This is a genomic window from Streptomyces sp. NPDC096132 (assembly GCF_044763345.1).
Lineage (GTDB): Bacteria > Actinomycetota > Actinomycetes > Streptomycetales > Streptomycetaceae > Streptomyces.
In genome coordinates, this window is the sequence record NZ_JBIWGA010000017.1 from 125,687 (window position 1) to 151,338 (window position 25,652).

Sequence of the window (25,652 nt, forward strand, 5' to 3'; positions counted from 1 at the left end):
ACCCCCTGGTCACGCGGGAGCACATTTGTGCGACCCTTCCCCCGTGTCTGTCTTAAGGCGTCTGCATGTCCTGGACCGGGTGGCGATCGGGCTGCTCGTGACCGGGCTGGTGTGCGTGGCCTCGGGGTTGCTGCCGACCGCCGACGCGGGCGACGCGACGATCCGGATCGCTCCGCTGCTGGCCTTCCTCGGCACGGTGATCGTGCTGGCCGAACTGACCAGCAGGGCCGAGGTGTTCGACGTGGTGGCCGCCCGGGTCGCGCGGGCGGGGCGGGGCAGCTATCCGCTGCTGTTCCTGCTGTGCGTGGCCTTCGCGTCCGTGACGACCGTCGCGCTCAATCTGGACACCACGGCGGTGCTCCTGACGCCCGTGATGCTGGCGCTGGCCGGCCGGGTCGGCATCGCGGCGGTCCCGCTCGCCATGACGACGGTGTGGCTGGCCAACACGGCGAGCCTGCTCCTGCCCGTCTCCAATCTGACGAACCTGCTGGCCGCGGACCGGGTGGCGCTGTCGCCCCTGGGGCTCGCCAGCCGGATGTGGGCACCGCAGCTGGCCGCGATCGCGGTGACGATGGCCTGTCTGTGGGGGTTCTTCTGGCGCCGGGGACGGCGCACGGCCGCGCCCGCCGGACGCCCCGGGGACGGGCCGCGGGACAGGGCGGGAAACACGCCGGTAGGCAAGGCGGAGAGTACTCCGGGGAAGGCTCCGGGAGGCCAGGCCGAGAGAACCCCGGGAAGCAAGGCCGAGAGAACTCCGGGGAACGCTCCGGGAGGCGGCCCGGGGGCCGCGCGGGTGGAGGACGTACGGGCTGAGGGTCCCGAGGCTTCGGAGGGCGACGACCGCTATGTGCCGCCCGGCCCGCACCGGCCCGCGGACCCCGTCGTGTTCCGGGCCTGTGCGCTGGCCTGCGGGGGTTTCCTGCTGGCCATCCTGGTGGCGGACGTGGAGCTGTGGATCGCGTCGGCGACGGCCGCGGCGGTGGCCGTCGGGGTGTTCGCGGTGCGCGACCGTACGGCGCTGCGCTGGTCCCTCGTGCCGTGGCGGCTGCTGGTGATGGTGCCGGGGATGTTCCTGGTGGTGGAAACGGTCAACGCGCACGGGCTGCACGAACTGCTGGCCTCGGCGGTCGGCCACGACGGCGGCACCCTGGGCCTGTTCCGCGCGGCGGCGGTCGGCGCCGGGCTGTCGAACGCCCTGAACAACCTGCCCGTCTACCTGGCGGGCGAGGGCGCGGTCCCGGTGGGCAACCACGACCAGCTCCTCGCCCTCCTGATCGGCACCAACGCCGGTCCGGTGGTGACGCCGTGGGCCTCCCTGGCGACCCTGCTCTGGTACGAGCGGTGCGTCGCGTACGGCGTACGGGTCCCGGTGGCCCGGCTGATGGGCACGGGCGCGGTCCTGGCGGTCAGCGCGGTCGCGGCGTCGGTGACAGCACTGGCGCTGACGCGGTAGCCGCAGCCGCGGTGGCCACCAGGTCCAGCAGGGTCGGCAGGATCTCGGGGCGGCCGGCGACGAAGGAGCGGTCCGTATCGGGGCCGGTGTGGCCGGCGGTGAAGTGGCGGCCGTCCAGCCGGCGCAGGGCCACCCCGGCCTCGCGGGCCAGCAGGGCGCCGGCCGGCAGGTCGATCGCCTCGGCGCGGTAGCCGACGAAGCCGTCGATGTCGCCCCGGGCGAGCATGGTCCAGGCGACCAGCGGGGCCCAGAGCTGGAGCAGCCGCCGGGAGCGGAGTTCCAGGGTGTGCCGCAGGGCGCGGGCGGCGGGGTCGTGGCGGCCCACGGCATGGCCCTGGGTCCAGGCGAGGAGCGGTCCCGAGGGGGACGGGGGGCGGGGGGCGGGGGCGAGGCGGCCGGCGGGGCCGTAGGTGCCGGCGCCGTGCCGGGCCGACCAGGTGCGGCCGGTCACCGGTTCGTGCACGACCCCGACCACCGGGAGCGCGTCGACGCACAGGGCGATGCCGACGACGTAGACGGGCAGCCCGATCACCACGTTGTTGCTGCCGTCGAGGGGGTCCACCAGCCAGGTGCGGGCGCCTCCGTCGCCGGCGGCCGCGTCGCCCGTCTCCTCCGCGAGGATCCGGTCGTGCGGGAAGTCGGCGCGGATCCGGTCGACCACCAGGCGTTCGGCCAGCAGGTCCAGGTCGGTGACGACGTCGCCGCGTTCGCCCTTGGGGCGGGCCGTGAAGCCGTCCGGGAAGCGGGAGCGCAGCAGCGCCCCCGCCGCCTCGGCGGCCGCCACGGCCGTACGGCACTCCCCGGTGAAGTCAGACGTCGGGCGGGAGTTCGGGCTCATGGATCCTCCTGAGCGCGGCCTGGGCGATCCGGGCGGTCTGGGCCGCGTCGCACATCCTGCGGACCACCCGGTGGCCCGGGGCCCGTAACGGGCCCAGGGAGAGGTCCGCCCGGCCGGGCAGCGTCCGCCCCAGCACCAGGGTGGCGGTCGGACGGCCGTCCGGCACCACGGTGGTGTGGAACTCACCCGCCGGAAGGGCGTAGGTCTGGCCCCGTGAGCTCGTCTGGCCGGGGCCCGGCTCACAGCGCACCAGCCGTCTGGTGGGCCGCAGTTCGTCCACGCCGGTGGGCCGGCTGTGCACCTCGAACACCCGGTGGGTGGGCCGCGCGCTCTCCTCGGCCACGCCCATCCGCCGGTTGTCCAGCTGTCCGTACAGCACGGTGCTGATCAGGTCCCAGCTGTGCGAGTGCACTTGGTGGTCCGTCAGGATCGGGTCCGTCGGTCCGAAGACATGGACGCAGACGCCGTCCGCCCCGTCCCTCAGCACGGGCAGACAGACGAACCCCAGTGGATGGCGCACCGCGCGCAGGGGGCGGTGGCCGGACACGACCTGCTGCAGTTCCGATGCGGCGTGCCGCACCAGCTCGGCGGACTCACCCCGCCGGGCGGCCCGTTCCAGGGCCGGGTAGTCCATCGTCTCCCCCTCGACCGAACTCGAAAGACCGAAGAACGGCGCTCGCACCCGCGGGGGCTCACCTGCGGTAGGGGTCCTCCGCGCGCAGCGCCTTGTCGATGATGTCGCCGACGTCACGGTCGGTGTAACTCGTCGGCAGGGGCAGCCCGAGCCGGTCCAGCAGACGTCTGACCTCGTCGACGGTCGGCTCGTCGCTCAGCTCGGTGGCCTCCCGCAGATCGAGCTTGACGGCCTGCTCGCGGCTCTGGTGCAACTCGGTGACGTAGTAGTCGTACAGCGGCCGGTCCCGCTCCACGTACAGGCTGACGCGGCGCGGGTCGTCCTGGGTGATGATCAGACAGGTGTCGGAGAGGTCGAAGCGCAGGGCCGGGGCCACGGAGCTCAGGTGCACGTCGATCTCCAGGGTGTCCAGCCGCTGCCGGTGCCAGCCGGCGGCCAGGACGGTGGCGTACGACTCCTTGCGGGTGCGTTCGGTGGTCCAGCCGGCGGTGTCGCCGTGGCCGAAGGTGCGCCGGAAGCGGGCGTAGGCCTCGCAGACCCGTTCGTCGGCCGGGTTGACGATGTCGATCTTCATGCTGAGGGCGCGGCGCTGCCGCTGGGCCTCCAGGACGCACTGCGGCAGGGTGACGGCCCGCAGATAGGTGCCGGTGCCGCCCTTGAACACCCAGCGGGCGGTGGTGCGGCGGGCCTGTTCGTGGGCCATGCCCACCTCGGGTCCGGCCAGCGTGCGCACCATGGCCAGGTCCTCGATCGCCCGGCCGGTCTCGGCGGTGGCGGCCCGGATGTCGGCCATCCGTCGCCGGCGCTCGGTCAGGGAGCCGAACACCAGCGCGGCCAGGACCAGCAGGATGGCGCTGCTGGCGATGTCGTTGCCCTTGTCGAAGCCCTCGTCCGTGAGGTCCAGCAGGCCCACGGTCAGGGCCACTCCGATGGCGACGACTCCGTCGGCGTTGCGGACCGCCCAGGCGATCGAGTCCTCCAGCCGGCGCCCCGACGGCTGCGGTGTGCTGCGCGACACGTCCCCCACCCTCCCCCGACGGCGACTTCCATGGTAGAAGCATCGACCGGTCGACGGCTACGGCGTGTAAATCGGCCTCAACGGCGCGGACTCGACGCCGACGGCGCTTCCGACGGCGCACCCGCGGTGGTGGACGACCGGACGCTGTCCGGAACGGCACTGGGGCTGTCGGTGGCGTCGCGGACACCGGGGGTCCCGGAGTCCTTGGAGGGGGTCGGCATGCTCGGTGCGGGTGTCGCCGACTGGTCCTGAGCGGTCGACGGGCTCGGCACGGTCGACGGGTCGGGGCCGGTGGACGCGTCGGTTCCGGTCGACGGGCTGCCGCTCACCGGTGGTGGGGCGAGCGGGACCGTCGGGCGGGCGGGCGACTCCTGCGCCGTCAGCCGCAGCGGCAGCAGCACGGCGAGGGCGGCGACGGCGCAGGTCGCGCCGACCCCGGCCGCCGTGCGCAGCACCCGGCGGCGGACCGCGCCCCGGCGGATCTCCTCGAACCGGCCGGGCGGCGGGGCGAGACGGCCCTGGGCCGGCCGCAGGATGACGGTGAGCGGGTCGTCGGGGTCGGGGCGGTCGAGGTCCGGGCCGTCGTCGAAGTCGTCAGCGGGTGTGATCAAGGCTTCTCCTCAAGTGGGCGCGGAGCAGTTCGCGGGCCGCGTGCAGGTCGGCCTTGACGGTTCCTTCCTTGCGCCCGGTCAGCACGGACACCTCCCGGATCGGCATGTCAGCGTAGTAGTGCAGCATGATCGGCACGCGCAGCCGGTCGGGCAGCGACTGCACGAGCAGGCGGACGGACGGGTCGTCCGCCTCGGCGGCCGGGCTCACCGCGGCCTCCACGGTCGCCCGGCGCACGGCCCGGCGTTCGCGTTCCAGCTTGCGCCAGTGGTCGCGGACCAGGTTGGCGGCGGTGACGTAGAGGAAGCCCTGGGGCTCCGCCACGGACGTCCAGCGGGCCCAGAGCCGGGTGAACGCCTCCGAGGCGATCTCGTGGGCGGTCCCGTCGTCGTCGACGAGCCGGCGGCACCAGCCGGCGAGGCGCGGGTAGAGGGCGGCGAACAGTTCGGACGCCGCCCTCTCACGCTCACGGGAGCGAGCGGGCCGTTTCAACGTTCTCCCGCGGAGGTCGAGGCGGAGGTCAGCGCGGCGAAGACGATCACGTTGTCGCGGTAGCCGTCCCCGCTGCGGGGACCGCCGCACGTGATGAGACGCAGCTCCGGCCCGTCCACGTTCCCGTAGACGTCCTCGGTCGGGAAGTCCGCCTTGTCGACGGTCCGTACCTCGGTGACGGCGAACTCGGCCGTCGAGCCGTTCCCCAGGCGCGCCGCGATCCGGTCGCCCCGGCGCAGCCGGTCGAGGTGCCGGAAGACACCGTCGCCGTACCGGCCGACGGTGACATGGCCGAGGATCACCGACGGTCCGGTCTGTCCCGGCGTCGGCGAGTGCCCGTACCAGCCCGCCCGGTCGTCTGCCTCGACCGGGGGCACCTGCACCGTGCCGTCCGCCGCCAGTCCCAGCCGCATCACCGGGGTGTCGACCCCGATGGCCGGGATCCGCAGCGTGACCGGCACCGAGCGCGCGAGGGGACGCGCGGCCTGCGTGGTCCGCGTGGGGGACGGCGGGGAGGCGTTGGGGGTGGTGGGGGCGCCGGCCCGGTCGTCGGTCCGGTCGGCCGCGGTGCCGCCGCAGCCCGTGAGCAGGACGGCGAGGGCCGCGGCGGCCAGGGCGCGCCTGGAGAGGGGGCTCATGCGCCGGTCGCCCTCCGGCGCCGTACGACGAAGACGCCCGCGCCTGCCGCGGCGAACACGCCGACGGCCGCGGCGCCGCCGCCGATCAGCCCGCCGTGGCCCTCGGAGGTCTCCCCGACGCCCGTGTCGGCGGCGCCCCTGGGCACGACGCCGACCTGGCTCGGCACGGCGGACGGAGCCGTGGTGGAGTCCTCGGCGGGGGCGGGGGTGGCGTCGGTGGGCGCCTTGCTCGCCTCGGCCACGTCGGAGGTGCTGGGAACCGCGGACGGCGCCCCGTCGGCGAAGGCCGGGGCCGCGCCGGCCAGCAGGGCGGTCCCCGTGAACGCCAGGGCGGCAAGGCCGGTTCGGGACATGAGTCGCATGTGTCGCTCTCTCTTTCATCGGTCCGTCGTCGCGGGGCCGTCGGTCAGCGGCCCGTTGACGGATCGAGCGGAGAGACGAGGCAACCGGGAAGCAGGTTGTAAAGAACTGGCAAAGTCGAAAAAGGGGAGGTGAGGGGGCATGTTGTGCAATGCGAAATTTTGTGTTGCAGACGTGGTGCCCGGCCTGGCGAACCTCCTACGTTCCCCTCTCAACAGACCGGTCCTCCCCCCAACCCACCTGTCATCCGGGCCGTTTCTACGGCCCGGGCACACCTTCCGAGGGATTCGAGGAACTTCGATGAACGCACGTTCCGTACGTGGTGCGGTGGCGGTCGCCGCCTCCCTCTGCGCGCTGACCGGGGTCACCGCGTGCAACGTCCAGTCCGGCACCGACGCGGCGGCCGCCGAGGACAGCGCGTCTCCCGCTCAGGCCAAGGACCTCAAGGTCGGCTGGTCGACGATCTATCTGACGCCGTCGTGGATGCAGCAGACGCTGAAGATGCTGCAGACGGACGTCGACAAGCTGAAGTCGGCGGGCAAGGTGTCCTCGTTCAAGACGTTCAACGCCAACGGCGACACCTCGCAGCAGATCGCCCAGATCCGCGCCATGATCCAGCAGAAGTACGACGTGATCCTCGTCGACGCCGGCTCCTCCACCGCGCTCAACCCGGCGCTGGAGCAGGCGGTCGCCTCGGGCATCACGGTGGTCGCCTTCGACTCGCTGCCGACCTCCACCAAGGTGATCAGAGTCGGCACGGACCAGAAGGCCTGGGGCTCGATGATGGCGACCTGGCTGGCGGAGAAGCTCGGCGGCAAGGGCGACATCATCGCCATGAACGGCCCGGCCGGCGTGGCCGTCAGCGAGGACCGGTGGGCGGGGGCCGCCGAGGTCTTCAAGAAGTACCCCGACATCAAGATCGTCAGCAATGTGCACAGCGAGTACAACCTCGCCCCGGCCGCCCAGGCCTTCGCCTCGGCGTACTCCGCGCACCCCGGCATCCAGGGGGTCTTCTCGCAGGGCGGCGCGCTGTCGGCGGCCGCGCTGCAGACGCTGGTCAAGCAGGACAAGAAGCTCGTCCCGATCACCGGCGAGAACTACAACGGCTTCCTGAAGCTGTGGCAGAGCAAGCAGAAGGAAGGATTCTCCTCCCTGGCCACCGCCCAGCCCAACTACCTCTCGGTGATCGCCCTGGAGGCGGCCGTCGCCCAGCGGGAGGGCGTGAAGGTGCCGCAGGACATCGACGTCCCGCTCCCCGAGATCACCGACGGCAATCTCGCGCAGTACGCCAAGGCCGGTGAGCCCGACGACTCCTACCCGATCAACGACATCTCGCAGGCCGAGGTCGACAAGCTCATCGGCAAGTGAGCGAGGGAGAACCGTGCCGCTGCTGAGCGTGGAACAGGTGTCGAAGTCGTTCGCGGGCAACCGGGTGCTCACGGACGTGAGTTTCGAGGTCGAGCCGGGGGAGGTCCTGGCCCTGGTCGGCGAGAACGGGGCCGGCAAGTCCACCGTGCTCTCCCTCGTCACCGGGCTCCTGACCCCCGACTCCGGCCAGGTCCGCTACGACGGCACCCCCGTCCCCCGGGCGTGGTCTCCCCACCGCGCCCGGGCCGCCGGGGTCGGCTCCGTCCACCAGGAACTGAGCCTGAACCCGCACCAGAGCGTCGCGGAGAACGTCTTCCTGGGCGCCTGGCCCAGCCGCCGGGGCCTCGTGCTCCACCGTGACCTCGCGGCCCGGGCCCGGCCGCTGCTCGAGCGGGTCGGCCTCGACGTCGATCCGCGCACCCCGGCCGGGCGGCTGCCGCTGGGCCGCCGGCAACTCGTCGAACTGGCCAAGGCCCTGGCGGGCGAACCCCGGCTGCTCATCCTGGACGAGGCCACCTCGGCCCTGGACGAGGACCAGGTGGGTGCCGTCTTCCGGGTGGTCCGCGACCTGCGCGACCAGGGCGGCTCGGTGATCCTCGTGAGCCACCGCATGTCCGAGCTCTTCGCCGTCAGCGACCGGTTGACGGTCCTGAAGGACGGGGCGGTGACGGCGACCCGGGAACGGGAGCGGACCGATCACGACGACATCGTCCGGCTGATGGTGGGACGCGAGCTGTCGGACCTGTTCCCGGCGAAGGCCGCGGCCGCCCCCGCCGCACCCGTGCTGGAGGTACGCGACCTCACCGTCCCCCGCGCCTGCTCCGGCGTCCGCCTCGACCTGACTCCCGGGCGCATCACCGGCCTCGGCGGGCTGCAGGGCCAGGGACAGCGGGAGGTGCTGCGGGCCCTGTTCGGGCTGGCCCGGCACAGCGGCGGGATCACCTTCGAGGGCCGGGCGGTCCGGCTGTCCTCCCCCCGGGACGCGATCCGGCACCGGATCGCGTACGTCCCCGAGGACAGGAAGACCGAGGGCGTCCACACCGTGCGCGGTGTGCGGGACAACCTCGCGCTGCCCAGCATGCGGGCCCTCGCCCCGGCCCGTCGCCTCACCACCGTCGCGCGGGGCGCCGAGGCCACGCTCGTCGGCGAACTGATCGACCGGCTGCGCATCAAGACCGCCTCCCCCGCGCAGGAGGTCCGCCGCCTCTCCGGCGGCAACCAGCAGAAGGTCGCGCTCGCCAAGTGGCTGCCCACCGAACCCCGCGTCCTGCTGCTCGCCGAACCGACCCGGGGCATCGACATCGGCACGAAACGCGAGATCTACCACCTGCTGCGCCGCCTGGCCGACGACGGCCTCGCGGTGCTCGTCACCTCCGGAGACACCATGGAACTGGTCGGCCTGTGCGACGAGGTGGCGGTGATGTACGAGGGGACGGTCGTCGACCGCGTCGCCGGACCCGAGCTGACGGAGGAACGCCTGGTCAGGTCCTCGGTGATGGGGACGCCGGGGACGTCCGGTCCCGGGAGCGTGGTCCATGCGTGAGCGCCTCGCCGGTGCCGCCCGCGGCAACACCGACCTCCTCTCCCTCACCGCCCTCCTCCTGGCGCTCCTGATCGCCTACCAGCACTACGACTCCAGCCTGCTCACCCCCGCGTCCGTCACCATCCTGTCCGCCCAGTTCCTGCCACTGATCCTGGCCGCCGCCGGGCAGACCAGCGTGATGCTGCTCGGCGGGATCGACCTGTCGCTGGGCGCCGTGCTCGCCCTCGCCATGGCCGTGTTCGCGACGTACGACGCCCAGGGCGCCGGCGGTGTGGTCACGGCGGCCCTGCTGGCCGTGTGCGTGGCCGTCGGGGCGGGCGCGGTCAACGGGGCGCTGGTGGCGTACGCCGGACTGCCGCCCATCGTCGTCACCCTCGCCGCCTCGTTCCTGTGGGGCGGGGTCACCCTGGTGGTCCTGCCGCAGCCCGGTGGACAGGTGCCGGGCGGGCTGGTCAACGCGTACAACAACGGCTGGAACGGGATCGCCCTGCCCGCGGTCGCCCTCGCGGTGGTGCTGGCCGTCTGGAAGCTGCTGCGCACCACCCGGCACGGGCTCGCCCTCTACGCCGTCGGCGGCAACGAGCACGGCGCCTACGCCGGCGGCCTGCACACCCGGGGCGTGAAGATCTCCGGGTACGCGCTGGCGGGCGCGTTCACCGGGCTCGCCGGGATCGGGCTCGCGATCCAGACCGGTTCGGCGGACCCGACGATCGGCGCCCCGTACACCCTCAACTCCATCGCCGCCTCCGTGCTCGGCGGCATCAGCTTCTTCGGCGGGGTCGGCCGGATGCGCGGCACGGTCCTGGGCGCGCTCGTCATCGGCCTGCTCACCAACCTGCTGCTGTTCACCGGGATCTCGCCCTTCTACCAGCTCGTCGCGCAGGGCGTGATCCTCGTCGTGGCGCTCGCCCTGAAGACGTACCTCACGAGGGAGGCGGCCGTATGAGCGGCCTTGTGTCGGTGGCAGCGCTGCGCGGCAGCCGGGCGGCCTGGGCGTTCGGCGTGCTCGCGGTCACCTGGCTCGCGGCGGTCCTCCTCGCGGACGGCTTCGACAGCGTCTCCAGCTTCCGCTACCTGGTGCAGACGGCGTCGTTCCTGGGCATCGTCGCCGTCGGCCAGACCCTCGTCGTCATGATGAGCGGCATCGACCTGTCGGTGTCCGGGGTGGTGGCCCTGTCGGCGGTGGTGTGCGCCGAGGTCGCCTCCGGCAGGGGCGGCGGCACGACCGGCGTCCTGGTCGCGCTGCTGCTGAGCGCGCTGGTGGGTGCGGTGAACGCGGCCGGAGTGGTGTGGCTGCGCGTCCCGCCGATGGTGATGACGCTGGCCACCGGCACGATCCTGGCCGGCGCCCTGCTCGTCTACACGGACGGCTCCCCCAGCTCGGCCCGGCTGCCCCTGCTGGACACGATCGCCAACGGCCGTCTGCTGGGCGTCCCCTGGGCGTTCGTGCTGTGGCTGGCCGTCACGGCCGCCGCCTTCTGGCTGCTGCACCTGTCCCGCACCGGCCGCAACGCGTTCGCGCTCGGCGCCGGCGAGGACGCCGCCCGGGCCTCCGGCGTACCGCTCGTCAGCACGGCGTTCACCGCGTACGTCTCCTGCGCGCTCCTCGCCGGAGTGGCGGGCCTGGTGCTGCTCGGCTTCACCGGCACCAGCTCGCTGACCATGGGAAACCCCTACCAGCTCCTGTCCATCGCCTCCGTCGTGCTCGGCGGCACCTCCATCCTCGGCGGCCGCGGCCACCTCCTCGGCACGGTCGGCGGCGCCCTGCTGCTCACCCTGCTCACCGCCCTGCTGACCTCCTGGAACCTCTCGGAGGGCGTACGGCAGGTCGTGCTCGGCGTGCTGATCATCGGTCTGCTGCTGGTGTACGCGAGGGAGCGCCGTACATGACAGGGGCCGAGGATCTGCTGCGGGACCTGGTACGGATCCCGAGCGTCAACCCCCGGGGCGGGGCGGGCGACGGCGGCGAGACGGCCGTGGCGGAGTACGTCCGGGACTGGCTGCGACGGCGGGGTGTGCGGGCCGAGTTGTACGAAGTGCTGCCGGGGCGCTGCAACGTCGTGGCCGTCGTACCGGGCCGGAGCCCGTCGGCGGTCCTGCTGGAGTCGCACCTCGACACGGTCGAGACGGACGGCATGACCGTCGATCCCCACGACGGCGTCATCAGGGACGGCCGCCTGTACGGGCGGGGTGCCTGTGACGCGAAGGGACCGCTGGCGGCCTTCATACTGGCGGTCGCCGAACTCGCCGCGGGCGAGCCGCCGCCGTACACGGTCGTGCTGGCCGGGGTCTGCGACGAGGAGCACGCCTACCGGGGTGTCCTGCATCTGCTGGACACCCTGGCGGACCGCCCGGTCCTGGGCGCGATCGTCGGCGAGCCGACCGGGCTGGTCCCGGCCGTGGCGCACAAGGGGGTCGTCCGCTACACGGCCCGCACCAGGGGGCGCGCCGGGCACAGTTCGCGCCCTGAGGAGGCGGTGAACGCGATCACGCTGATGGCGCCGGTCATCGCCCATCTCGCCGCGCACCCTCCGTCCGTACCGCCCCATCCCCTCCTCGGCCCGGCGACCCGCTCGGTCACCCGCGTGCGGGGCGGCACCGGCCCCAACACGATCCCCGGCGTGTGCGAGGTGGACGTGGACCGCCGCACGCTTCCGGGCGAGGATCCGCAGTCGGTATGGCAGCAAGACCGCACCGAACTGGCCGCACTCGGCGCCGAGTTGGATCCACCGTTCACCGTCGACCCGGCCCTGGACACGCGCCCGGACGCCGAGATCGTCACCGCCCTGTGCCGTGCCCTCGCCGCCCACGGCCGCCCGTCGGAGGTCCAGGGCATGCCCTTCGGCACGGACGCCAGCAAGCTCGCCGGGGCCGGAATCCCGTCGGTGGTCTTCGGCCCGGGGTCGGTGGTGGACGCGCACGCGGCGACGGAGTCGGTGGAGTTGGCGGAGGTGCACCTGGCAACGAGGGTGGTGCTGACCGCGTTGAAGGGGCGCGGGGCTGTGTCCATTTGCGGCTCCGCCGCGGGGCGCGACCAGCCGCGGACAACCCGCACTCGCCCACCATCGGAAAGGCCCCCGACATGCGCCTGACCGACCATATAACCCTCGTCGCCAGCGGAGCAGCCGGCTTCGACCTCACCGACCCCCTGGACTGCCATGTGTACCTGGTACGCGGCAGTCGGCGCACCGCGCTGATCGACGCGGGAGCCGGACGCTCGCCCCTCACCCTGGCGCAACCCGACCACCTCCTCCTCACCCACGGCCACGCCGACCACGCGGGCGGAGCCGCCGGACTCGCCGAGCGGTTCCCCGGACTGCGCGTGCTGGCCGGTGAACCCGCCGCGCGGTGGATCGCCACCGGTGACGAACAAGGCCTCAGCGTCGACAAGGGGAAGGCCGCCGGCGTGTACCCACCCGACTACACCTTCACCCCCTGCCCCCGCGTGGAACCGGTCGCCGACGGCGAGGAGTTCGACCTCGGCGGCGGATTGGTCCTGAGGGCCGTCGCGACACCCGGTCACGCCGACGGCCATATGTGCTACCACCTGCGCACCCCCGCCTACCGTGCCCTCTTCTCCGGGGACTGCGTCTTCACCGGCGGCCGCGTCTCGCTGCAGAATCTGCACGACTGCCGGGTGCCCGAGTACGCGGCCAGTCTGACCCTGCTGGCCTCGCTCGACGTCGACGCGCTCTTCCCGGGACACCACGAGATCTCCCTGGCCCGGGCCGGGCGGCATCTGGCCGCCGCCCGTGACACCGTCGCCCGCGGACTGCTGCCGAGGAGTACGACATGACCGCCCCTTCGAGTTCTCCTTCTTCGGGTTCTCCGGCCCGCCGCAACCAGTCCTCCTCGCTGCGGCGTGCCCTCACCGTGCTGGAGCACATCCGCGACCACGCCGGCACCGGGCGGGGCATCTCGCTGACCCGGCTCGCGGAGGAACTCGGCATCAACAAGAGCACGGTGCTGCGGCTCGCCGCCCCGCTCATGGAGGCCGACCTGCTGGTCCGCGACCGCGAGACGGGGTGGTTCCGGCTCGGCCACGGCACCCTGCGGCTCGGCCAGGCCTATCTCTCCTCGCTCGACCTGCGGACCGTGGCCACGGAGCCGCTGCGGCTGCTGCAGCACGCGGTGGGCGAGACCTGCCATCTGGTGGTGTACGAGCCGCCGGACGTCGTCTACGTCGACAAGGTGGAGAACGAGACCAACGTCCGGATGGCCTCCCGGATCGGCAGCCGGGTCCCCGCCTACCGCACCGCCGTCGGCAAGGCCATCCTCGCCTGGCTGGGCGAGGAGGAGTTCCGGGTGGTGGTCGCCGCCGGGATGCCGCCGGTCACCCCGCACACCACCACCGACCCGCAGCGGCTGCGCGCCGAGCTGGACCGGGTCCGGCGGCAGGGCTACGCCATCGACGACCGCGAGAACGAGCCGGAGGTGCGGTGCGTCGCCGCTCCCGTGTTCGACCACACCGACGCGGCGGTCGGGGCGGTCAGCGTCTCCGGCCTCACCACCCGGATGACTCCCGCGCGGGTCCGGGAGGTGGGTCCGATGGTGGTGCGCACCGGCCTGGAGATCTCCCACGTCCTCGGTTCCTCCCGGGTCCGGGACAACGGCAGCCACTGACTTCACCGACTCCGCTGACTTCACCGACTCCGCTGACTCCACTGACTCCCCGGAGGAGCCCCCGTATGGAAACGTCCACGTCAGCCGTCTACGCCTTCGTCGAGGACCTGCGCGCCGAGGGCACCGACGCGGTCCTCGACCGCGTCCTCGGCACGTACGGCTGCGACACCCTCACCGTCGCCGCCGCCTACCACCGCGCCCGGGACGTCACCCCGCACGGCCCGGCCCGGGTCACCCTGCGCCGCGACGGCGCCCACTTCGTGCCGCCGTCCGACCTGTTCGACGGGCTGCGTCTCACCCCGCCCGTCCAGGCCGGTGCCGAGGAGGAGCCGCTGCGCGAGGTGCGCCGGCTCACCGCCGAGCGGGGTGCGGCGCTGCACGGCTGGACCGTGTTCCTGCACAACACCACGCTCGGCCTGGCGCACCCCGACGTCACCCAGCAGAACTGCTTCGGCGACCGGGCGGCTCCGGCCGACCTGTGCCCGGCCCACCCCGATGTCCGGGCGTACGCCGTGGCGCTGGCCCGCTCGGTGGCCCGCCTCGGCGTGGACGCGGTGGTCGCCGAGTCCCTGCACTACGGCACGTTCGGCCACGGCTACCACCACGAACGCAGCTTCGTCCCGCTGGGCCCGCTGGAGGACTTCCTGCTGGGCCTGTGCTTCTGCCCGTACTGCGCCGAGCGCGCCGCGGCCGCCGGGGTGGACGCCGCCGCCGCGCGCGCCGAGGCCGCCCGGGTGGTGGCCCGGGTTCTGGACGGCGCGGATCCGCACGCCGGCGAGCTCACCCCCGACGGGCTGCCGGGACCTGTCGCCGCGTACGTCCGCACCCGCACCGCCACCGTCACCTCGCTCGCCGCGACCGTGGCCGACGCGGTGGCCGCCGAGGGATCACAGCTGGTCTTCCTCGATCTGACGGGCGCGATCAAGGGCTACGGCAACGGCCTGCCGACGGGGGCGCTCGCCGTCGACGAGGCCTGGCGGACCGGTGTCGACCCGGCCGCGGTCGGCTCCGTCGTCCCCGGTTACGCCGTGCTCGCCTACGCCCGGGACCCGGAGCGCGTCGCGGCCGACACCGTCGCCTACCGGGCCGCCCTCCCGGCCCGCTGCTCGCTGCGCGCGGTGCTGCGCCCGGGAACTCCCGACACCCACTCGGCCGAGCACCTGGCCGCGAAGACCGCGGCGGCCGGGGGGCCGGGCGGGGCCGACGCCGTGGATTTCTACCACTACGGCCTGGTGCCGTTCCCGGTGCTGGAGCGTGTCCCGGTGGCGCTCAAGTCACGCTGAGCGGACGGGTCGTGGGGAACATGTGCGCGATTCCTGGAGCAATGCGGGAGCAATACCGGAGCACCCTTGCGGGGCTTTCCCCCGTGCCGTAACTACGTGAATCATGAACCTGTTCACCCGTGCTGCGTCCCGGCGCCGCCCGGCTCCCCCCACAGCCACCCAACTCCCCCACGAACAAACGTCGTTCGCCCCCGCGGGCGGACTGCCCGATCCGGCCCTGGCGACGCTGACCGGGGAATGGATGATCGACCCCGCCCACAGTCGTATCGGTTTCTCCGTCCGCCATGCCCTGGTGACGACCGTGCGCGGGGCGTTCACCGAGTACCGGAGCCGGCTCTGGTTCGACGGCGGCGATCCGGCCCGCTCACGGGCCGAGATCGTCCTGTCCACGGCTTCCGTCGACACGGGGGTGGAGCAACGCGACGCCCACCTCACCGGCCGTGACTTCCTGGACTCCGCGGCCTATCCCCGTATGCGCTTCACGAGTACGGGGGTGCGGCTCGTCGGCCACGACGTCTACCGCATGACCGGCGACCTCACCATCAAGGACACCACCCGCCCCGTCGACCTGGACCTGACCTACCTGGGGCACGTCACCGACCCCTTCGGCTACGAGCGGGTCGGCTTCGACGGCACGACCACCATCAGTCGCTCCGCATGGGGCCTGACGTACGACCAGAGGCTGGCGGAGGGCGGCGCGATGGTGAGCGAGAAGGTGCGCCTGCAGTTCGACATCGCCGCGATCCGCACGATGCCGGGCGGCTGACGGAGGCGGCGACAAGGGCGGCAAAGACAAAGGCAAGGAGCTCACCGGCTCCTTGCCATGGTCAACATATAGCGCGACCGGGGGCTTGCGGCAAGGCCCCCGGCGTCCCGCAGAATCACCCGCCGAAGCCGGAAACCGCTGAAACGGGAGTCGCGAAGTGCGTGTGGTGCTGTCGACGTATGGGTCGCGCGGGGATGTCCAGCCGATGGCCGGACTCGCCGTGCGGTTAAGGGAATTGGGCGCGGAGGTGCGGGTGTGCGCGCCGCCGGACGAGGAGTTCGCGAAGCTGCTGGCGGGGGTCGGCGTGGAGCTGGTGCCGGTCGCCGAGTCGGTGCGGGCGCTGGTGACCGGGACGGTGCCGTTGCCGGAGGGCCTGCCCCGGCGCGCGGCCTGGCTGGTGGCCGCGCAGTACGAGGCGGTCGCGGGGGCGGCCGAGGGCGGCTGTGACGCGGTGGTGGCGACCGGGCTGCCCCCGGCCGTGGCCGGGGCGCAGTCGGTGGCCGAGCAACTGGGCGTCCCCTTCGCGTACGTGAGCTTCTTCGCGACGATGCTGCCGTCGCCCCACCACGCGCCGCACGCGTTGCCGGGCTCTCCGTTCCCGCCGGACGTGACCGACAACCGGGCGCTGTGGGACCTGCACGCGGAGAGCTTCGCCGCGCTGTTCGGCCCGGGGCTGAACGCGCACCGGGAGTCGATCGGCCTGCCGCCGATGGACGACGTCCGCGGCCATGTCCACACCGACCGGCCGTGGCTGGCGGCGGACCCGGTCCTGGGCCCCTGGCCAAGGGCGGCGGGCCTCGACGTCGTGCAGACGGGGGCGTGGATCCTGCCGGACGAGCGTGCGCTGTCGCCGGAGCTGGAGGCGTTCCTGGAGGCGGGTGAGCCGCCGGTGTACGTGGGCTTCGGCAGTATGCCCATGCTCGAGTCGGCGGACGTCGCCCGGGTGGCCGTCGAGGCGGTGCGCGCGCAGGGCCGCCGTGTCCTCGTCGGGCGCGGCTGGGCCGACCTGACGTTGATCGACGACCTGGACGACTGCTTCAGCGTCGGCGAGGTCAACCAGCAGGCGCTGTTCGAGCGGGTGGCCGCGGTCGTGCACCACGGCGGCGCGGGCACCACGACGACGGCCGCCCGGGCCGGCGCGCCGCAGGTGATCGTGCCCCAGCTCGTGGACCAGCCGTACTGGGCCGCCCGGGTGGCCGAGCTGGGCATCGGCGCGGCGCACGACGGCCCCACCCCGACCTACGCGTCCCTGTCGGCCGCCCTCACCACGGCCCTGGCCCCCGAGACACGCGACCGTGCGAAGGCGGTGGCCGGCACGATCCGCACCGACGGTGCCACGGTCGCCGCTCACCTGTTGCTCGACATGGTCCATGCCCGCTCCCGGAGCGAGGACTAGTCCCATGGGTGTAGGCCGGCTCGGGCCCAGGTAGGTTCCCGGCACCGGTCCGGGTCACTAGGGTGGGCGCCCCCGTACTCACCTGTGCCGCTCCGGGTGAGGGCGTCGCCGCCCGCCCGATGCACTCCTGTGGACCGAAGGAGAGCGATGCCCGGCACCACCTGTTCCACCATCCGTGCGGTCAGCCGCCCCCGTGTGCCGGGCGGTCCGTCGTGACGGCGCCGGCCGACGGCACTCGCGAGCGGGCCGACGCCGCCCGCAATCGGGCCCGGTTGCTGGCGGCGGCCGGCCGGCTGGTCGCCGAACGAGGGGCCGAGCACCTGACGATGCACGAGGTCGCCGAGGCGGCCGGCGTGGGGAAGGCCACGCTGTTCCGCCGCTTCGGGGACCGCGACGGGCTGCTGCTCGCCCTTCTGCGGGAGGTCGAGGGCGAGTTCGAGGAGGCGTACACCTCGGGTCCCCCACCGCTGGGACCGGGCGCGCCCGCGAGGGAACGGCTGGAGGCGTTCGGCAACGCCCTGATCGAACGCACCGCCGCCGACGGGGACCTCGGCGCCGACCTCGTGCGCCACATGGTCTACGCACGCCGGCACGGCACGGACACCGGCCGGTCCTTCCATCGTCATGTCGCGGAGCTGCTGCGGGAGGCGGGAGCCGACGGCGACCACGACATGCTTGCCCACGCCCTGCTCGCCTTCACCTGCTTCGAGACGGCGGACTATCTGCGCGAGTGCCGCGGGGTCCCCGTCGCCCGCCTCCAGGCCACCTGGGTGGACCTGGTCCGGCGGGTGACCCGGCAGGTGCGGGTGCCCGCCGGGAAAGACACTCCCTAGGCGCGAAGGCCCGCGTGCACGGTGGCGAACAGCCCCCGTGCACGCGTGCCGTCCGGCAGGTGCCAGGTGCCGGCGACGTGGCCGGTCGCCCGCGGTGGCAGGAGAGGCCGGTCGTCGGGGGCGGGGCGCAGGACCCGGTGCAGGCGGAGTGTCGCGCCGTGCGGTGCGCGCAGCTCGGTGCCGTCCCGGTCGTCGGTGGCGTCGGCGAGGGCGGTGAGGCCGGGGGCGTCATCGGAGCAGGAGCGGGTGACGTCCCGGTCGGGGGTGTCGCTGGCGTTCTGGTCCTGAGCCTGGACCCGGCCCTCGATCAGGGCCGACAACTGGCCTGCCAGCACCGGGTCGTGACAGCCGTCGTAGGCCCAGCGCCGCCCCAGCACCCCGTGCTCCATGGTGCCGACGAGGGCGTGCTCCGCCCCGTCGAGCGGGGTGCCGCGATAGGTGAGCGGCACCAGGTAGGCGGCGGGGTGAGTGCCGGAGGTGTCGGTGACCACCATGAACTCGATCCCCACCTCCCCCTGCGGGTCGTCCAGCCGGAAGCCGCCGGCCTTGGCCAGTCGCGGTTCGCCCGCGCCGCCGACGTACCACGGTCGGGTGGGCAGCCAGGCGGTGAGCAGTTCCAGCTTGGTCGGCTTGAGGGCGGTGTGGTGGATGACGGCCATGCCGAGGATTGTCCCCTGTTCCCTGTTCCTTCAAGAGCGCGGGCCCGGTGCTCGCAAGCACCGGGCCCGTTGCCCGCACCCTCCCCGTCCCCACAGGTGGGCGCGGGTTCCCACATGCCGCTCACATGTGGACTGTGGGGGCGGCGTCCGGGTCGGTCTCCGGGATGCCGCGGCGGTAGAGGAGTACGGCGATCAGCGCGCCGGCCGCGAAGAAGGCGGCCGACCACCAGTAGGCGGTGGAGTAGGACTCCAGCGCGGCGTTCGCCTGGACGAGCTTGTTCGTGGGGTCCTTGCCGACCAGGTAGTCCGTGGCGGCGCTCGCGGCGAGGGTGTTGAGGAGGGCGGTGCCGATGGAGCCGCCGATCTGCTGCATGGTGTTGACGGCGGCCGAGGCGACACCCGCGTCCTCCGCGGCCACACCGGCCGTGGCGAGGCTCATCGCGGGGGCCATGATCATGCCGATGCCCAGTCCGATGACGAGCAGCGGGGGCAGGACGTTCGCGGCGTAGGTGCTGTCCAGGCCGAGGCCGGTGATCCAGGCCAGGCCGGCCGCGCCGAGGAGCATGCCGAGCGAGACCACGATCTTGGGGCTGACGCGGGTGAGCAGGAAGTTGGTGGAGGCGGTCGCGCTGACCATCAGGGCGCCGACCATCGGGAGGAAGGCCAGACCGGTCTGGATCGCGGAGAAGCCGAGGCTGAGCTGCAGGTAGTAGGTGAGGAAGAGGAAGACGCCGAACATCCCGGCGCTGGAGATCAGCATGGCCGCGAAGGAGGCGCCGCGGTTGCGGTCGAGCAGCACGCGCAGCGGCAGCAGCGGATGCGCGGCCTTGGTCTGCCACCAGGTGAAGGCCGCGAGGAGTACGGCGCCGGCGGTGAGGAAGCCCCAGGACAGCGGGGAGTTCCAGTCGTGGGACTCGGCGTTGGAGAAGCCGTAGACGATGCCGAACAGACCGGTGGTGACCAGGAGCGTGCCGGGGACGTCGAGCTTGGCGCTCCGGTCGCGCGGCGTCCGCTGGAGCAGCAGCATGCCGCCGACGATGGCGAACACGGCGAAGAACAGGTTGACGTAGAGGGTCCAGCGCCAGTTCAGGTACTCGGTGAGGACACCGCCCAGCAGCAGGCCCACGGCCGCGCCCGAGCCGGCGATGGCACCGAAGACGCCGAAGGCCCTGGCCCGTTCCCTGGCGTCGGTGAACGTGGTGGTCAGCAGGGAGAGCGCGGCAGGCGCGAGGAGCGCGCCGAACAGTCCCTGGAGGGCACGGCCCGTGACCAGCATCTCGAAGTTGGTGGCGGCACCGGCCACGGCCGAGGCGAGCGCGAAGCCGCTCACACCGACCAGGAAGGCGGGCTTACGGCCGAAGAGGTCGGCGATCCGGCCGCCGAGGAGCAGCAGGCTGCCGAAGGCCAGGGAGTAGGCGGTGACGATCCAGGTCCGGTTGCCGTCGGAGAAGCCGAGGTCGGCCTGCGCTGACGGCAGGGCGATGTTCACGATCGTCGCGTCCAGCACGACCATCAGCTGGGCGAGCCCGATGACGGCGAGGATCCACCAGCGGTGGCGCGATCCGGCCTCCTCGGGTCGGTCGGCGGTCGCCCGGAGCGGCGCCGTGTTCGGCGGGGCGGTTTTCTGCGACATGGGGACGTACTCCCGTCGTGCTGGGGATCGACCTGGCCGAACCTGACCGGCAGACCAGCGAAACGAAACCGTTTCGTACTGAACCTTAGGCCATGTCCGAGCGAAACGCAATCGTTTCGATGAGCTTCGGCGGATCACCCGCCCCCCTGACCGCGCCGTGGGCCCAAGGACGCCGCCCTAGGATCACGGGCATGTCCTTACGTCTTCGTATGCGTCAAGCACTGCCGGAAGCGATGCGGGCCCGTGACAGGGTCGCGGTGAGCGCCCTGCGCTCGACCCTTGCCGCGCTGGACAACGCCGAGGCGGTGCCCCTGACCGAGGCGGAGCTCAGGGGCTCGGCCCTCGAGCAGTCGCCGGTCGGTGTCGGCGCCACCGAAGCGGCCCGGCGTGAGCTGAGCGAGCACGGCGTGGTGGACGTCGTACGCGCCGAGGCCGCCGAACGACTGGAGGCCGCGGCGCGGTTGACCGCCCCCGCACACGCCGACCGAGCGGCCCGACTCCGCGCGGAGGCCGCCGTACTGCTCGGCTTCCTCGACACTCCCGGCACCGCGCCCCTGAGGTGACCGCGTTCGCCCGCTACCACCAGTCGACGCCGGCGATGCCCTTCAGCCGGTTCAGGGTCTGGGTGCGGGTCGCGGCCACCTGGACGTACCAGCCCGGTCCGGGCCCGGTCCGGAACGCCTCGACCAGCAGGTCCTCGCCGCGCAGGATCCGGTCGTCCGGCTCCCCCCACATCCACGACGACACGTCGAAGGGTTCGAGCCCGGCGACGATCTCCGCCACGGGCCCGTCCGGGACGGAGATCGCCCGCATCCGGACGGGGCCGGTGAAGAAGATCTGCTTCAGGATCATGTGGCCGAGGAAGGCGGCGAGCCGCTCGGGGTTCGCATGCCATGGACCACCCGGCTCGCCGTTGACGACGCCGTCCGGCTCGTCCACGGAGAAGGCCCAGTGCCAGTCGCCGGTGTGGTCGGTCATGAACACGGCCGTGCCGTCGGCGCCGGGCCGCATGTCCTCCGGGGCGGGCATCCGGTGGTCGGCGAGCACGCGGACTTCCCAGCGGCGCACCGCCCTGTGCCACCTCCGGAGCGGTTCGGGCAGCCACGCGCAGGAATCGGGGAGCGGGACCTCGTCCCTGGCAGGGGGGCCGTACCACTGGCTCAGCAGTGCGGTCAGGTCGATGTCGGCAGGATCGATCACTGCGGGATCATCCCCCGGGGACGTGGAGAGTCGTTTCCGTCAACGCGGCGTCAGGACACGTGCCCAGCCTGGATTTCCCGGTCCGAGACCGGATCCGTTTCCGCGGACGTCGATGCCGCGGCGGGTTCGACGGGGCGGGACCCGCGCTTGCGTCGAGGGTTCGCGCGATCGCCGAGGGCGGTCAGGAGCGGACTGGTCATCAGCGTCGTGATGACCGCCATCAGCACCAGGACGGTGAACAGGCGCTTGTGGATGACGCCCGAGGCCAGGCCGAGGTTGAGGGCGATGAGTTCGGTCAGGCCCCGCGTGTTCAGCAGGACGGCGACGGTCGCGCTCGGCCGCCGGGGCAGGCCGCCGAAGCGGGCACCGACGTATCCGCCGCCGAGCTTGCCCGCGCAGGCGACGGCGCAGACCACCGCGAGGAGGACGAAGTCGCCCGGGCGCAGCGCTCCGACGTCGAGGGCGAGGCCGGTGGTGACGAAGAACAGGGGGAGGAGGAGGGATTCGACGGCATGGAGAGCGGCGGTCAGGAAGGGGACGGCGGCGCGATCGGAGCGCGAACCGGAACTCGGAGCGGACCTTGGATCGGGGTGCGCGTGCGGGTGGGGCATGGCGGCACCCGCGAGCAGACCGCCGAAAACCGCGTGCAGTCCGAGGGCGGTGGTCGCGGCCGCCGCACCCGCGGCGAGGGCGAACGCGACGGGCAGGTGATACGGCACCGTGGCGGAGCCCCGCATCCAACGGCGCAGCAGGGGTCTGACGACGCCGAGCAGCGCCGCGGCGAGCGCGAGCAGCAGGACCAGCCGCAGGCCCACCTGCTGCACCCCCGCCCGCCGCCCGTCCGTGGTTCCGGCGCCGAGCGTGATCGCCGCGAGGGTGAGCCAGGCCACCACGTCCATCAGGCCCGACGAGGCCAGCGCCACCGTACCCGCGCGCGTGCCGTCGAGATCGCGGTCTCGGACGATCGCGGCGAGTACCGGCAGCGCGGTGATGGAGACGGCCACCGCCAGGAAGAGGACGAATGTGCCGCTGCCGGCATGCGGTTCTCCGGCGGCGCCGAACTCGGCGCGCCCCAGCACGGCCATGGCGGCACCGAGGCCCATCGGCACCACGAGGGCGCCGGCCGCGACCGCGGCCACGGCGCGGCCGGCCGCCTGGCGGCGGTGCGCGGTCAGCTCGTATCCGACGGAGAACATGAAGACCGTCACCGCGACCTGCCCGAGCATGCCGAGGTACGGCAGGACGTGCGCCGGGAACAGCCTCGCGGTCGGATCGCCGGGCAGCCGGCCCAGCAGGCTCGGGCCGAGCGCGATCCCGGCCAGGATCTGTCCGATCACCGGGGGCTGGCGCAGTGCACGTGCCCCTGCGCCGAAGAGCGCGCACGCGAACGCGGCCACGGCGAGCGCGGCGAGAACCGCGGCAATCGTCGAGTCGTCGGCCATCGTGGACCTGCCTCCTTTACCGATCGGCCGTCATGAGGACGTCGTGGAGGTGGGCGGGAGAGCCTCGGCTGGCACCTCCGCCTCGGCCGTGTCGGCGGCGGCCGCCGGGACCGTGACCGGGCGGCGGCCCGAGAAGCGGTAGCGGGCTTTGCGTACCGCCGTGTCCGCCGCGTCCAGCAGGTATCCGTACACGAAGATCGCGATGACGCCATGGGTACGCAGGTTGAGAACCCAGGTCAGGCGCGTGTTGACGGTCATCGGAATCCAGTGCGTCAGGGGGCGACGAGCTGAGGGCCGCCGCATCGCCGCGGGCGCGATCCGGTCGAGCGGCGAGACGTCCACGACGCTTGTCGCGCGGGCCGTGAACACACGCCACAGCCGCGGCAGCGGACGCGCGATCGAGATCTGGCAGTGGAAGCCGGGGACCTCGCTGCCGTGGTCCAGCCGCCACCGCGCCCGTTCGGCGATCTTCCGCTGCACGTGCGACTGGACGCGTTGCACCGTCTCCGGCGGCAGCCAGGCCCAGGGCTGGGACCTGCTGTAGAACAGGCGCTTGCTCAGGCGTCGGCGCAACCGCCGTTCGCGCGCGCCCTCACGCTGCGTCTCGCCGTCGGTGTGCACGAGCCAGGTGGCGAAGTCCGAGCGGGCGGTTCCGGTGGACCAGAGCACGACCAGGTCCAGCAGATGCGTGAGCAGGAAGTAGCGCGGGTCGTGGATGGCACGCGTGAACTTCTCTCGCAGCATGTTGCGGATCATCAGCCAGTCCTGCCGCGCGTTGCGGTTGATCCGGTCGATGTACGCGCGCTCGAGCGTGCCGCCGCGCACGTGCGCCTCGATGACGTTCGTGAGGTGCCACAGCTGCTGGCAGGAAAGGCCGATGCCCTGGCTGTAGTAGGCGTCGATGATCGAGGAGGAGTCCCCGACCATGCCGTAGCCGTGCGGGTGCACGAACGTGTCGGTCATGTACTGGGTGTTGCGGTACATCCGGAACTCCAGCAGCCGCGGCTCGGTCAGCACGTCACGCAGCACCGGATAGCGGTCGATCAGACCGAAGAACTGCTCGCGGGGCGTGTCGCCGGGCAGCGGGGTGCGCTGGTCGAAGATCACGCCGACACTGATGCGGTCCTTCGACAGGCGGATGACCCAGATCCAGTAGCCCTCGCCCCACAGGTGGACGGTGTACTTGTCACGCGGGGTCGATCCGCCGTTCGGATCCTGGTACTCCCAGACCGGCGCGAACTGCTCGTCGGTGATGTCGGTGAACTGGCCCCAGATCGAGGTCGTCTGGAATCCGTCCTGCGCGATGATCTCCTTCTCGATCGCGTGGCCGAACTTGCGCGCGAGCATCCGGTTGCGGCCCGAGCAGTCCACGATCCAGTCGGCGACCACTTCCCCGGTTTTCGATGCGTTGCGGTCGGCCCAGCGCACGGTGTTCGGAGCGTCGGCCTCGACGTGTACGTCCACGACGCGTGCGCTGTCGAGGAAGCGGATGTGCTTGTGTGCCCGCACCGTGGTGCGGAGCTCGTCCTCGGCCTCCGGGCGCACGATCTGCTGGTCCACCGCCAGGCATCGGAACCACAGCTTGTCCTCGGCGCTTTGGAAGAGGTAGTGGTCCCGGTGGTCTTCCGACTGATGGGCGAGGGTGTGCTCGCTGAGGGGCGCGATGCTCCATTCGCTGCGGGGGGCGAAGCTCTCGGCGCCCTCCATGCCCTCGGTGAACCAGACCCCGAGCTTGACGAAGCACTCCTCGTCGAGGAAGGTGTCGAGCCGGCCGATGGTGCGCGGCAGGGCCGTGGACACCAGGAACGACTCGCCCACCTTGAAGCTGCGCTTCTGGTGGACGACGTCGTCGATCAGCACGACGTCGATGCCGCGCTGGGCCAGCGACAAAGCGGTGAACATGCCGATCAGCCCGGCCCCGACGACCACGGCCTCCGCGCGCACGGGCGCTTCCGGCGCGCTCACAGCCGCCCGCCCAACAGGTCGAGGGCGCGGCGGGTGTCCCCGTCGAAGGCGTCGCGGACCGGCAACCAGCGTTGGAGCACCCGCACCGCGGCATCGGCGACGTCGCCCGGGAGACCTTCCTCGCGCAGGGCATCAGCACATTGCGCGAGCTCGGGCCCCCATCGCCAGGCGCGTGACGCGACGCTGGGCAGCATTGCGTCTTCGAGTACTTCGGTCAAAGGCGAACGGGTTATCAACGATGCCTCCCCGACGAGGGGTTCGATGACGCCGTGGGCGTCTGCGTATGCGTATGCGATTCCTGCCAACACGTATGCAGCCTTTTGATACGTGGCGTAGGACGTCTTGAGGGCCGAGGCGGCACCGAGCGAACCGCCGGTGTCCAGCACCCGAATCCCGGTTCCTTCGAACAGCGAGATGATCCGCGCGACATCGTCCTTGTCGCCGGCGAGGTGCAGTCGGACGCCCGGAGCGTCCTGGGGACAAGGTCCGATGACGCAGCCGTCGACGACGCGGATGTCCGCCGCGGAGAGTTTCCCGGCCAGGTCGAGGAGCACCGCGCGGGTCGTGCCGTTGGCGTCCAGGAACAGTCCCCGAAATCCGGCCTCGGCGACCGCCGCGGCGACCTGTGGCGCACCGTGCGGCGGGCAGATCGAGACGATCACGTCACTGTGCGCCGCGAGTTGCTCGAGGTCGTCCACTGCTTCCAGGCCGAACTCCTCGGCCCGCCGCGCCGTGGCGGCGCTTCGATCCGCTCGGCACCACAGCACCCGGTGACCCGCGTCGGCCAGCGCGCCGCCGAACCCGGCGCCCATCCGGCCGGGGTGCAGCAGGCCGACCGTCGCGGCATCGGCATGGCTCATCCGTGCCCTCCTTGTGGGCCGAAATCCATTGCAGCTACG

General features: G+C 72.6%; 26 protein-coding genes. 13 read left to right on the forward strand and 13 right to left on the reverse strand.

Features of this window, described 5'->3' with window-relative positions; translation table 11 throughout:
• Window positions 1–43 precede the first annotated feature (43 nt).
• The gene (locus ACIRF9_RS34200; RefSeq protein ID WP_403830212.1) at window positions 44–1,453 is read left to right on the forward strand and encodes an SLC13 family permease; all 1,410 of its coding nucleotides are present in this window, start codon (window positions 44–46) and stop codon (window positions 1,451–1,453) included.
• Here ACIRF9_RS34200 and ACIRF9_RS34205 read toward each other — a convergent pair.
• From ACIRF9_RS34205 to ACIRF9_RS34235, 7 genes are all read right to left on the reverse strand, one after another.
• Window positions 1,407–2,291 carry an inositol monophosphatase family protein gene (locus tag ACIRF9_RS34205; RefSeq protein WP_403830214.1) on the reverse strand — a complete coding sequence of 295 codons (885 nt, stop codon included), beginning with the start codon at window positions 2,289–2,291 and terminating at the stop codon, window positions 1,407–1,409. The two genes, ACIRF9_RS34200 and ACIRF9_RS34205, sit on opposite strands and share 47 nt — an antisense overlap.
• Window positions 2,263–2,925: a hypothetical protein gene (locus ACIRF9_RS34210; protein WP_403830216.1), complete on the reverse strand. Its 663-nt coding sequence runs from the start codon at window positions 2,923–2,925 to the stop codon at window positions 2,263–2,265. The genes ACIRF9_RS34205 and ACIRF9_RS34210 overlap by 29 nt, the downstream gene beginning before the upstream one ends.
• A 58-nt stretch (window positions 2,926–2,983) precedes the next feature.
• Window positions 2,984–3,943, reverse strand: a complete 960-nt coding sequence (locus ACIRF9_RS34215) for a hypothetical protein (RefSeq protein WP_403830219.1) — start codon at window positions 3,941–3,943, stop codon at window positions 2,984–2,986.
• 77 nt (window positions 3,944–4,020) lie between these two features.
• Entirely contained in the window at window positions 4,021–4,554 is a 534-nt protein-coding gene (locus ACIRF9_RS34220) for a hypothetical protein (protein WP_403830221.1), read from the reverse strand.
• A complete protein-coding gene (locus ACIRF9_RS34225) occupies window positions 4,538–5,044 on the reverse strand; it encodes an RNA polymerase sigma factor (RefSeq protein WP_403830224.1) in 507 nt (168 codons plus the stop codon). Before ACIRF9_RS34225 ends, ACIRF9_RS34220 begins: the two co-directional genes overlap by 17 nt.
• Entirely contained in the window at window positions 5,041–5,682 is a 642-nt protein-coding gene (locus tag ACIRF9_RS34230) for a class F sortase (RefSeq protein ID WP_403830226.1), read from the reverse strand. Before ACIRF9_RS34230 ends, ACIRF9_RS34225 begins: the two co-directional genes overlap by 4 nt.
• Window positions 5,679–6,035 carry a sortase-dependent protein gene (locus tag ACIRF9_RS34235; RefSeq protein ID WP_403830437.1) on the reverse strand — a complete coding sequence of 119 codons (357 nt, stop codon included), beginning with the start codon at window positions 6,033–6,035 and terminating at the stop codon, window positions 5,679–5,681. Before ACIRF9_RS34235 ends, ACIRF9_RS34230 begins: the two co-directional genes overlap by 4 nt.
• Window positions 6,036–6,342: 307 nt before the next feature.
• Between ACIRF9_RS34235 and ACIRF9_RS34240 the strand changes: the two genes are divergently transcribed.
• The 11 genes from ACIRF9_RS34240 to ACIRF9_RS34290 all read left to right on the forward strand — a co-directional run bounded on the left by ACIRF9_RS34240 (window position 6,343) and on the right by ACIRF9_RS34290 (window position 17,854).
• Complete coding sequence (locus ACIRF9_RS34240) at window positions 6,343–7,410, forward strand: ABC transporter substrate-binding protein (protein WP_403830228.1); 1,068 nt, start codon at window positions 6,343–6,345, stop codon at window positions 7,408–7,410.
• A gap of 13 nt (window positions 7,411–7,423) precedes the next feature.
• The gene (locus ACIRF9_RS34245; protein WP_403830231.1) at window positions 7,424–8,953 is read left to right on the forward strand and encodes a sugar ABC transporter ATP-binding protein; all 1,530 of its coding nucleotides are present in this window, start codon (window positions 7,424–7,426) and stop codon (window positions 8,951–8,953) included.
• Window positions 8,946–9,899: an ABC transporter permease gene (locus ACIRF9_RS34250; protein ID WP_403830234.1), complete on the forward strand. Its 954-nt coding sequence runs from the start codon at window positions 8,946–8,948 to the stop codon at window positions 9,897–9,899. Before ACIRF9_RS34245 ends, ACIRF9_RS34250 begins: the two co-directional genes overlap by 8 nt.
• Complete coding sequence (locus ACIRF9_RS34255; RefSeq protein WP_403830236.1) at window positions 9,896–10,843, forward strand: ABC transporter permease; 948 nt, start codon at window positions 9,896–9,898, stop codon at window positions 10,841–10,843. Before ACIRF9_RS34250 ends, ACIRF9_RS34255 begins: the two co-directional genes overlap by 4 nt.
• Complete coding sequence (locus ACIRF9_RS34260; RefSeq protein ID WP_403830238.1) at window positions 10,840–12,045, forward strand: M20 family metallopeptidase; 1,206 nt, start codon at window positions 10,840–10,842, stop codon at window positions 12,043–12,045. Before ACIRF9_RS34255 ends, ACIRF9_RS34260 begins: the two co-directional genes overlap by 4 nt.
• The gene (locus ACIRF9_RS34265; RefSeq protein WP_403830240.1) at window positions 12,036–12,749 is read left to right on the forward strand and encodes an MBL fold metallo-hydrolase; all 714 of its coding nucleotides are present in this window, start codon (window positions 12,036–12,038) and stop codon (window positions 12,747–12,749) included. Before ACIRF9_RS34260 ends, ACIRF9_RS34265 begins: the two co-directional genes overlap by 10 nt.
• Window positions 12,746–13,576 (forward strand): IclR family transcriptional regulator, encoded by an 831-nt coding sequence (locus ACIRF9_RS34270; protein WP_403830243.1) that lies wholly within the window; start codon window positions 12,746–12,748, stop codon window positions 13,574–13,576. Before ACIRF9_RS34265 ends, ACIRF9_RS34270 begins: the two co-directional genes overlap by 4 nt.
• A gap of 65 nt (window positions 13,577–13,641) precedes the next feature.
• The gene (locus ACIRF9_RS34275; RefSeq protein ID WP_403830246.1) at window positions 13,642–14,859 is read left to right on the forward strand and encodes a hypothetical protein; all 1,218 of its coding nucleotides are present in this window, start codon (window positions 13,642–13,644) and stop codon (window positions 14,857–14,859) included.
• 103 nt (window positions 14,860–14,962) lie between these two features.
• Window positions 14,963–15,625, forward strand: coding sequence for a YceI family protein (locus ACIRF9_RS34280; protein WP_403830249.1), 663 nt, complete (start codon window positions 14,963–14,965; stop codon window positions 15,623–15,625).
• 157 nt (window positions 15,626–15,782) lie between these two features.
• Window positions 15,783–17,021, forward strand: coding sequence for a glycosyltransferase (locus tag ACIRF9_RS34285; RefSeq protein ID WP_403830252.1), 1,239 nt, complete (start codon window positions 15,783–15,785; stop codon window positions 17,019–17,021).
• A 212-nt stretch (window positions 17,022–17,233) separates the two neighbouring features.
• A complete protein-coding gene (locus ACIRF9_RS34290) occupies window positions 17,234–17,854 on the forward strand; it encodes a TetR/AcrR family transcriptional regulator (protein WP_403830254.1) in 621 nt (206 codons plus the stop codon).
• On the opposite strand, the gene ACIRF9_RS34295 is transcribed toward ACIRF9_RS34290, so the two are convergent.
• Window positions 17,851–18,513, reverse strand: coding sequence for a 1,4-alpha-glucan branching protein (locus ACIRF9_RS34295; protein WP_403830256.1), 663 nt, complete (start codon window positions 18,511–18,513; stop codon window positions 17,851–17,853). The genes ACIRF9_RS34290 and ACIRF9_RS34295 overlap by 4 nt on opposite strands.
• 121 nt (window positions 18,514–18,634) lie before the next feature.
• On the reverse strand, window positions 18,635–20,146 hold the full coding sequence (locus ACIRF9_RS34300; protein ID WP_403830258.1) for an MFS transporter: 1,512 nt from the start codon (window positions 20,144–20,146) through the stop codon (window positions 18,635–18,637).
• Window positions 20,147–20,379: 233 nt separating this feature from the next.
• On the opposite strand from ACIRF9_RS34300, the gene ACIRF9_RS34305 reads away from it, so the two are divergent.
• Window positions 20,380–20,709, forward strand: coding sequence for a hypothetical protein (locus tag ACIRF9_RS34305; RefSeq protein ID WP_403830439.1), 330 nt, complete (start codon window positions 20,380–20,382; stop codon window positions 20,707–20,709).
• A gap of 13 nt (window positions 20,710–20,722) precedes the next feature.
• Here the strand turns inward: ACIRF9_RS34305 and ACIRF9_RS34310 are convergent, their stop codons facing one another.
• Genes ACIRF9_RS34310 through ACIRF9_RS34325 form a run of 4 tightly spaced genes read right to left on the reverse strand, consistent with a single transcriptional unit; the run spans window position 20,723 to window position 25,613 of the window.
• Complete coding sequence (locus tag ACIRF9_RS34310; RefSeq protein WP_403830260.1) at window positions 20,723–21,346, reverse strand: hypothetical protein; 624 nt, start codon at window positions 21,344–21,346, stop codon at window positions 20,723–20,725.
• 50 nt (window positions 21,347–21,396) lie between these two features.
• Window positions 21,397–22,788, reverse strand: a complete 1,392-nt coding sequence (locus tag ACIRF9_RS34315; RefSeq protein WP_403830263.1) for a cation:proton antiporter — start codon at window positions 22,786–22,788, stop codon at window positions 21,397–21,399.
• Between the two features lie 30 nt (window positions 22,789–22,818).
• Complete coding sequence (locus ACIRF9_RS34320) at window positions 22,819–24,732, reverse strand: NAD(P)/FAD-dependent oxidoreductase (RefSeq protein WP_403830265.1); 1,914 nt, start codon at window positions 24,730–24,732, stop codon at window positions 22,819–22,821.
• 17 nt (window positions 24,733–24,749) lie between these two features.
• Window positions 24,750–25,613 carry a DUF1932 domain-containing protein gene (locus tag ACIRF9_RS34325; protein WP_403830267.1) on the reverse strand — a complete coding sequence of 288 codons (864 nt, stop codon included), beginning with the start codon at window positions 25,611–25,613 and terminating at the stop codon, window positions 24,750–24,752.
• Window positions 25,614–25,652: the final 39 nt, after the last annotated feature.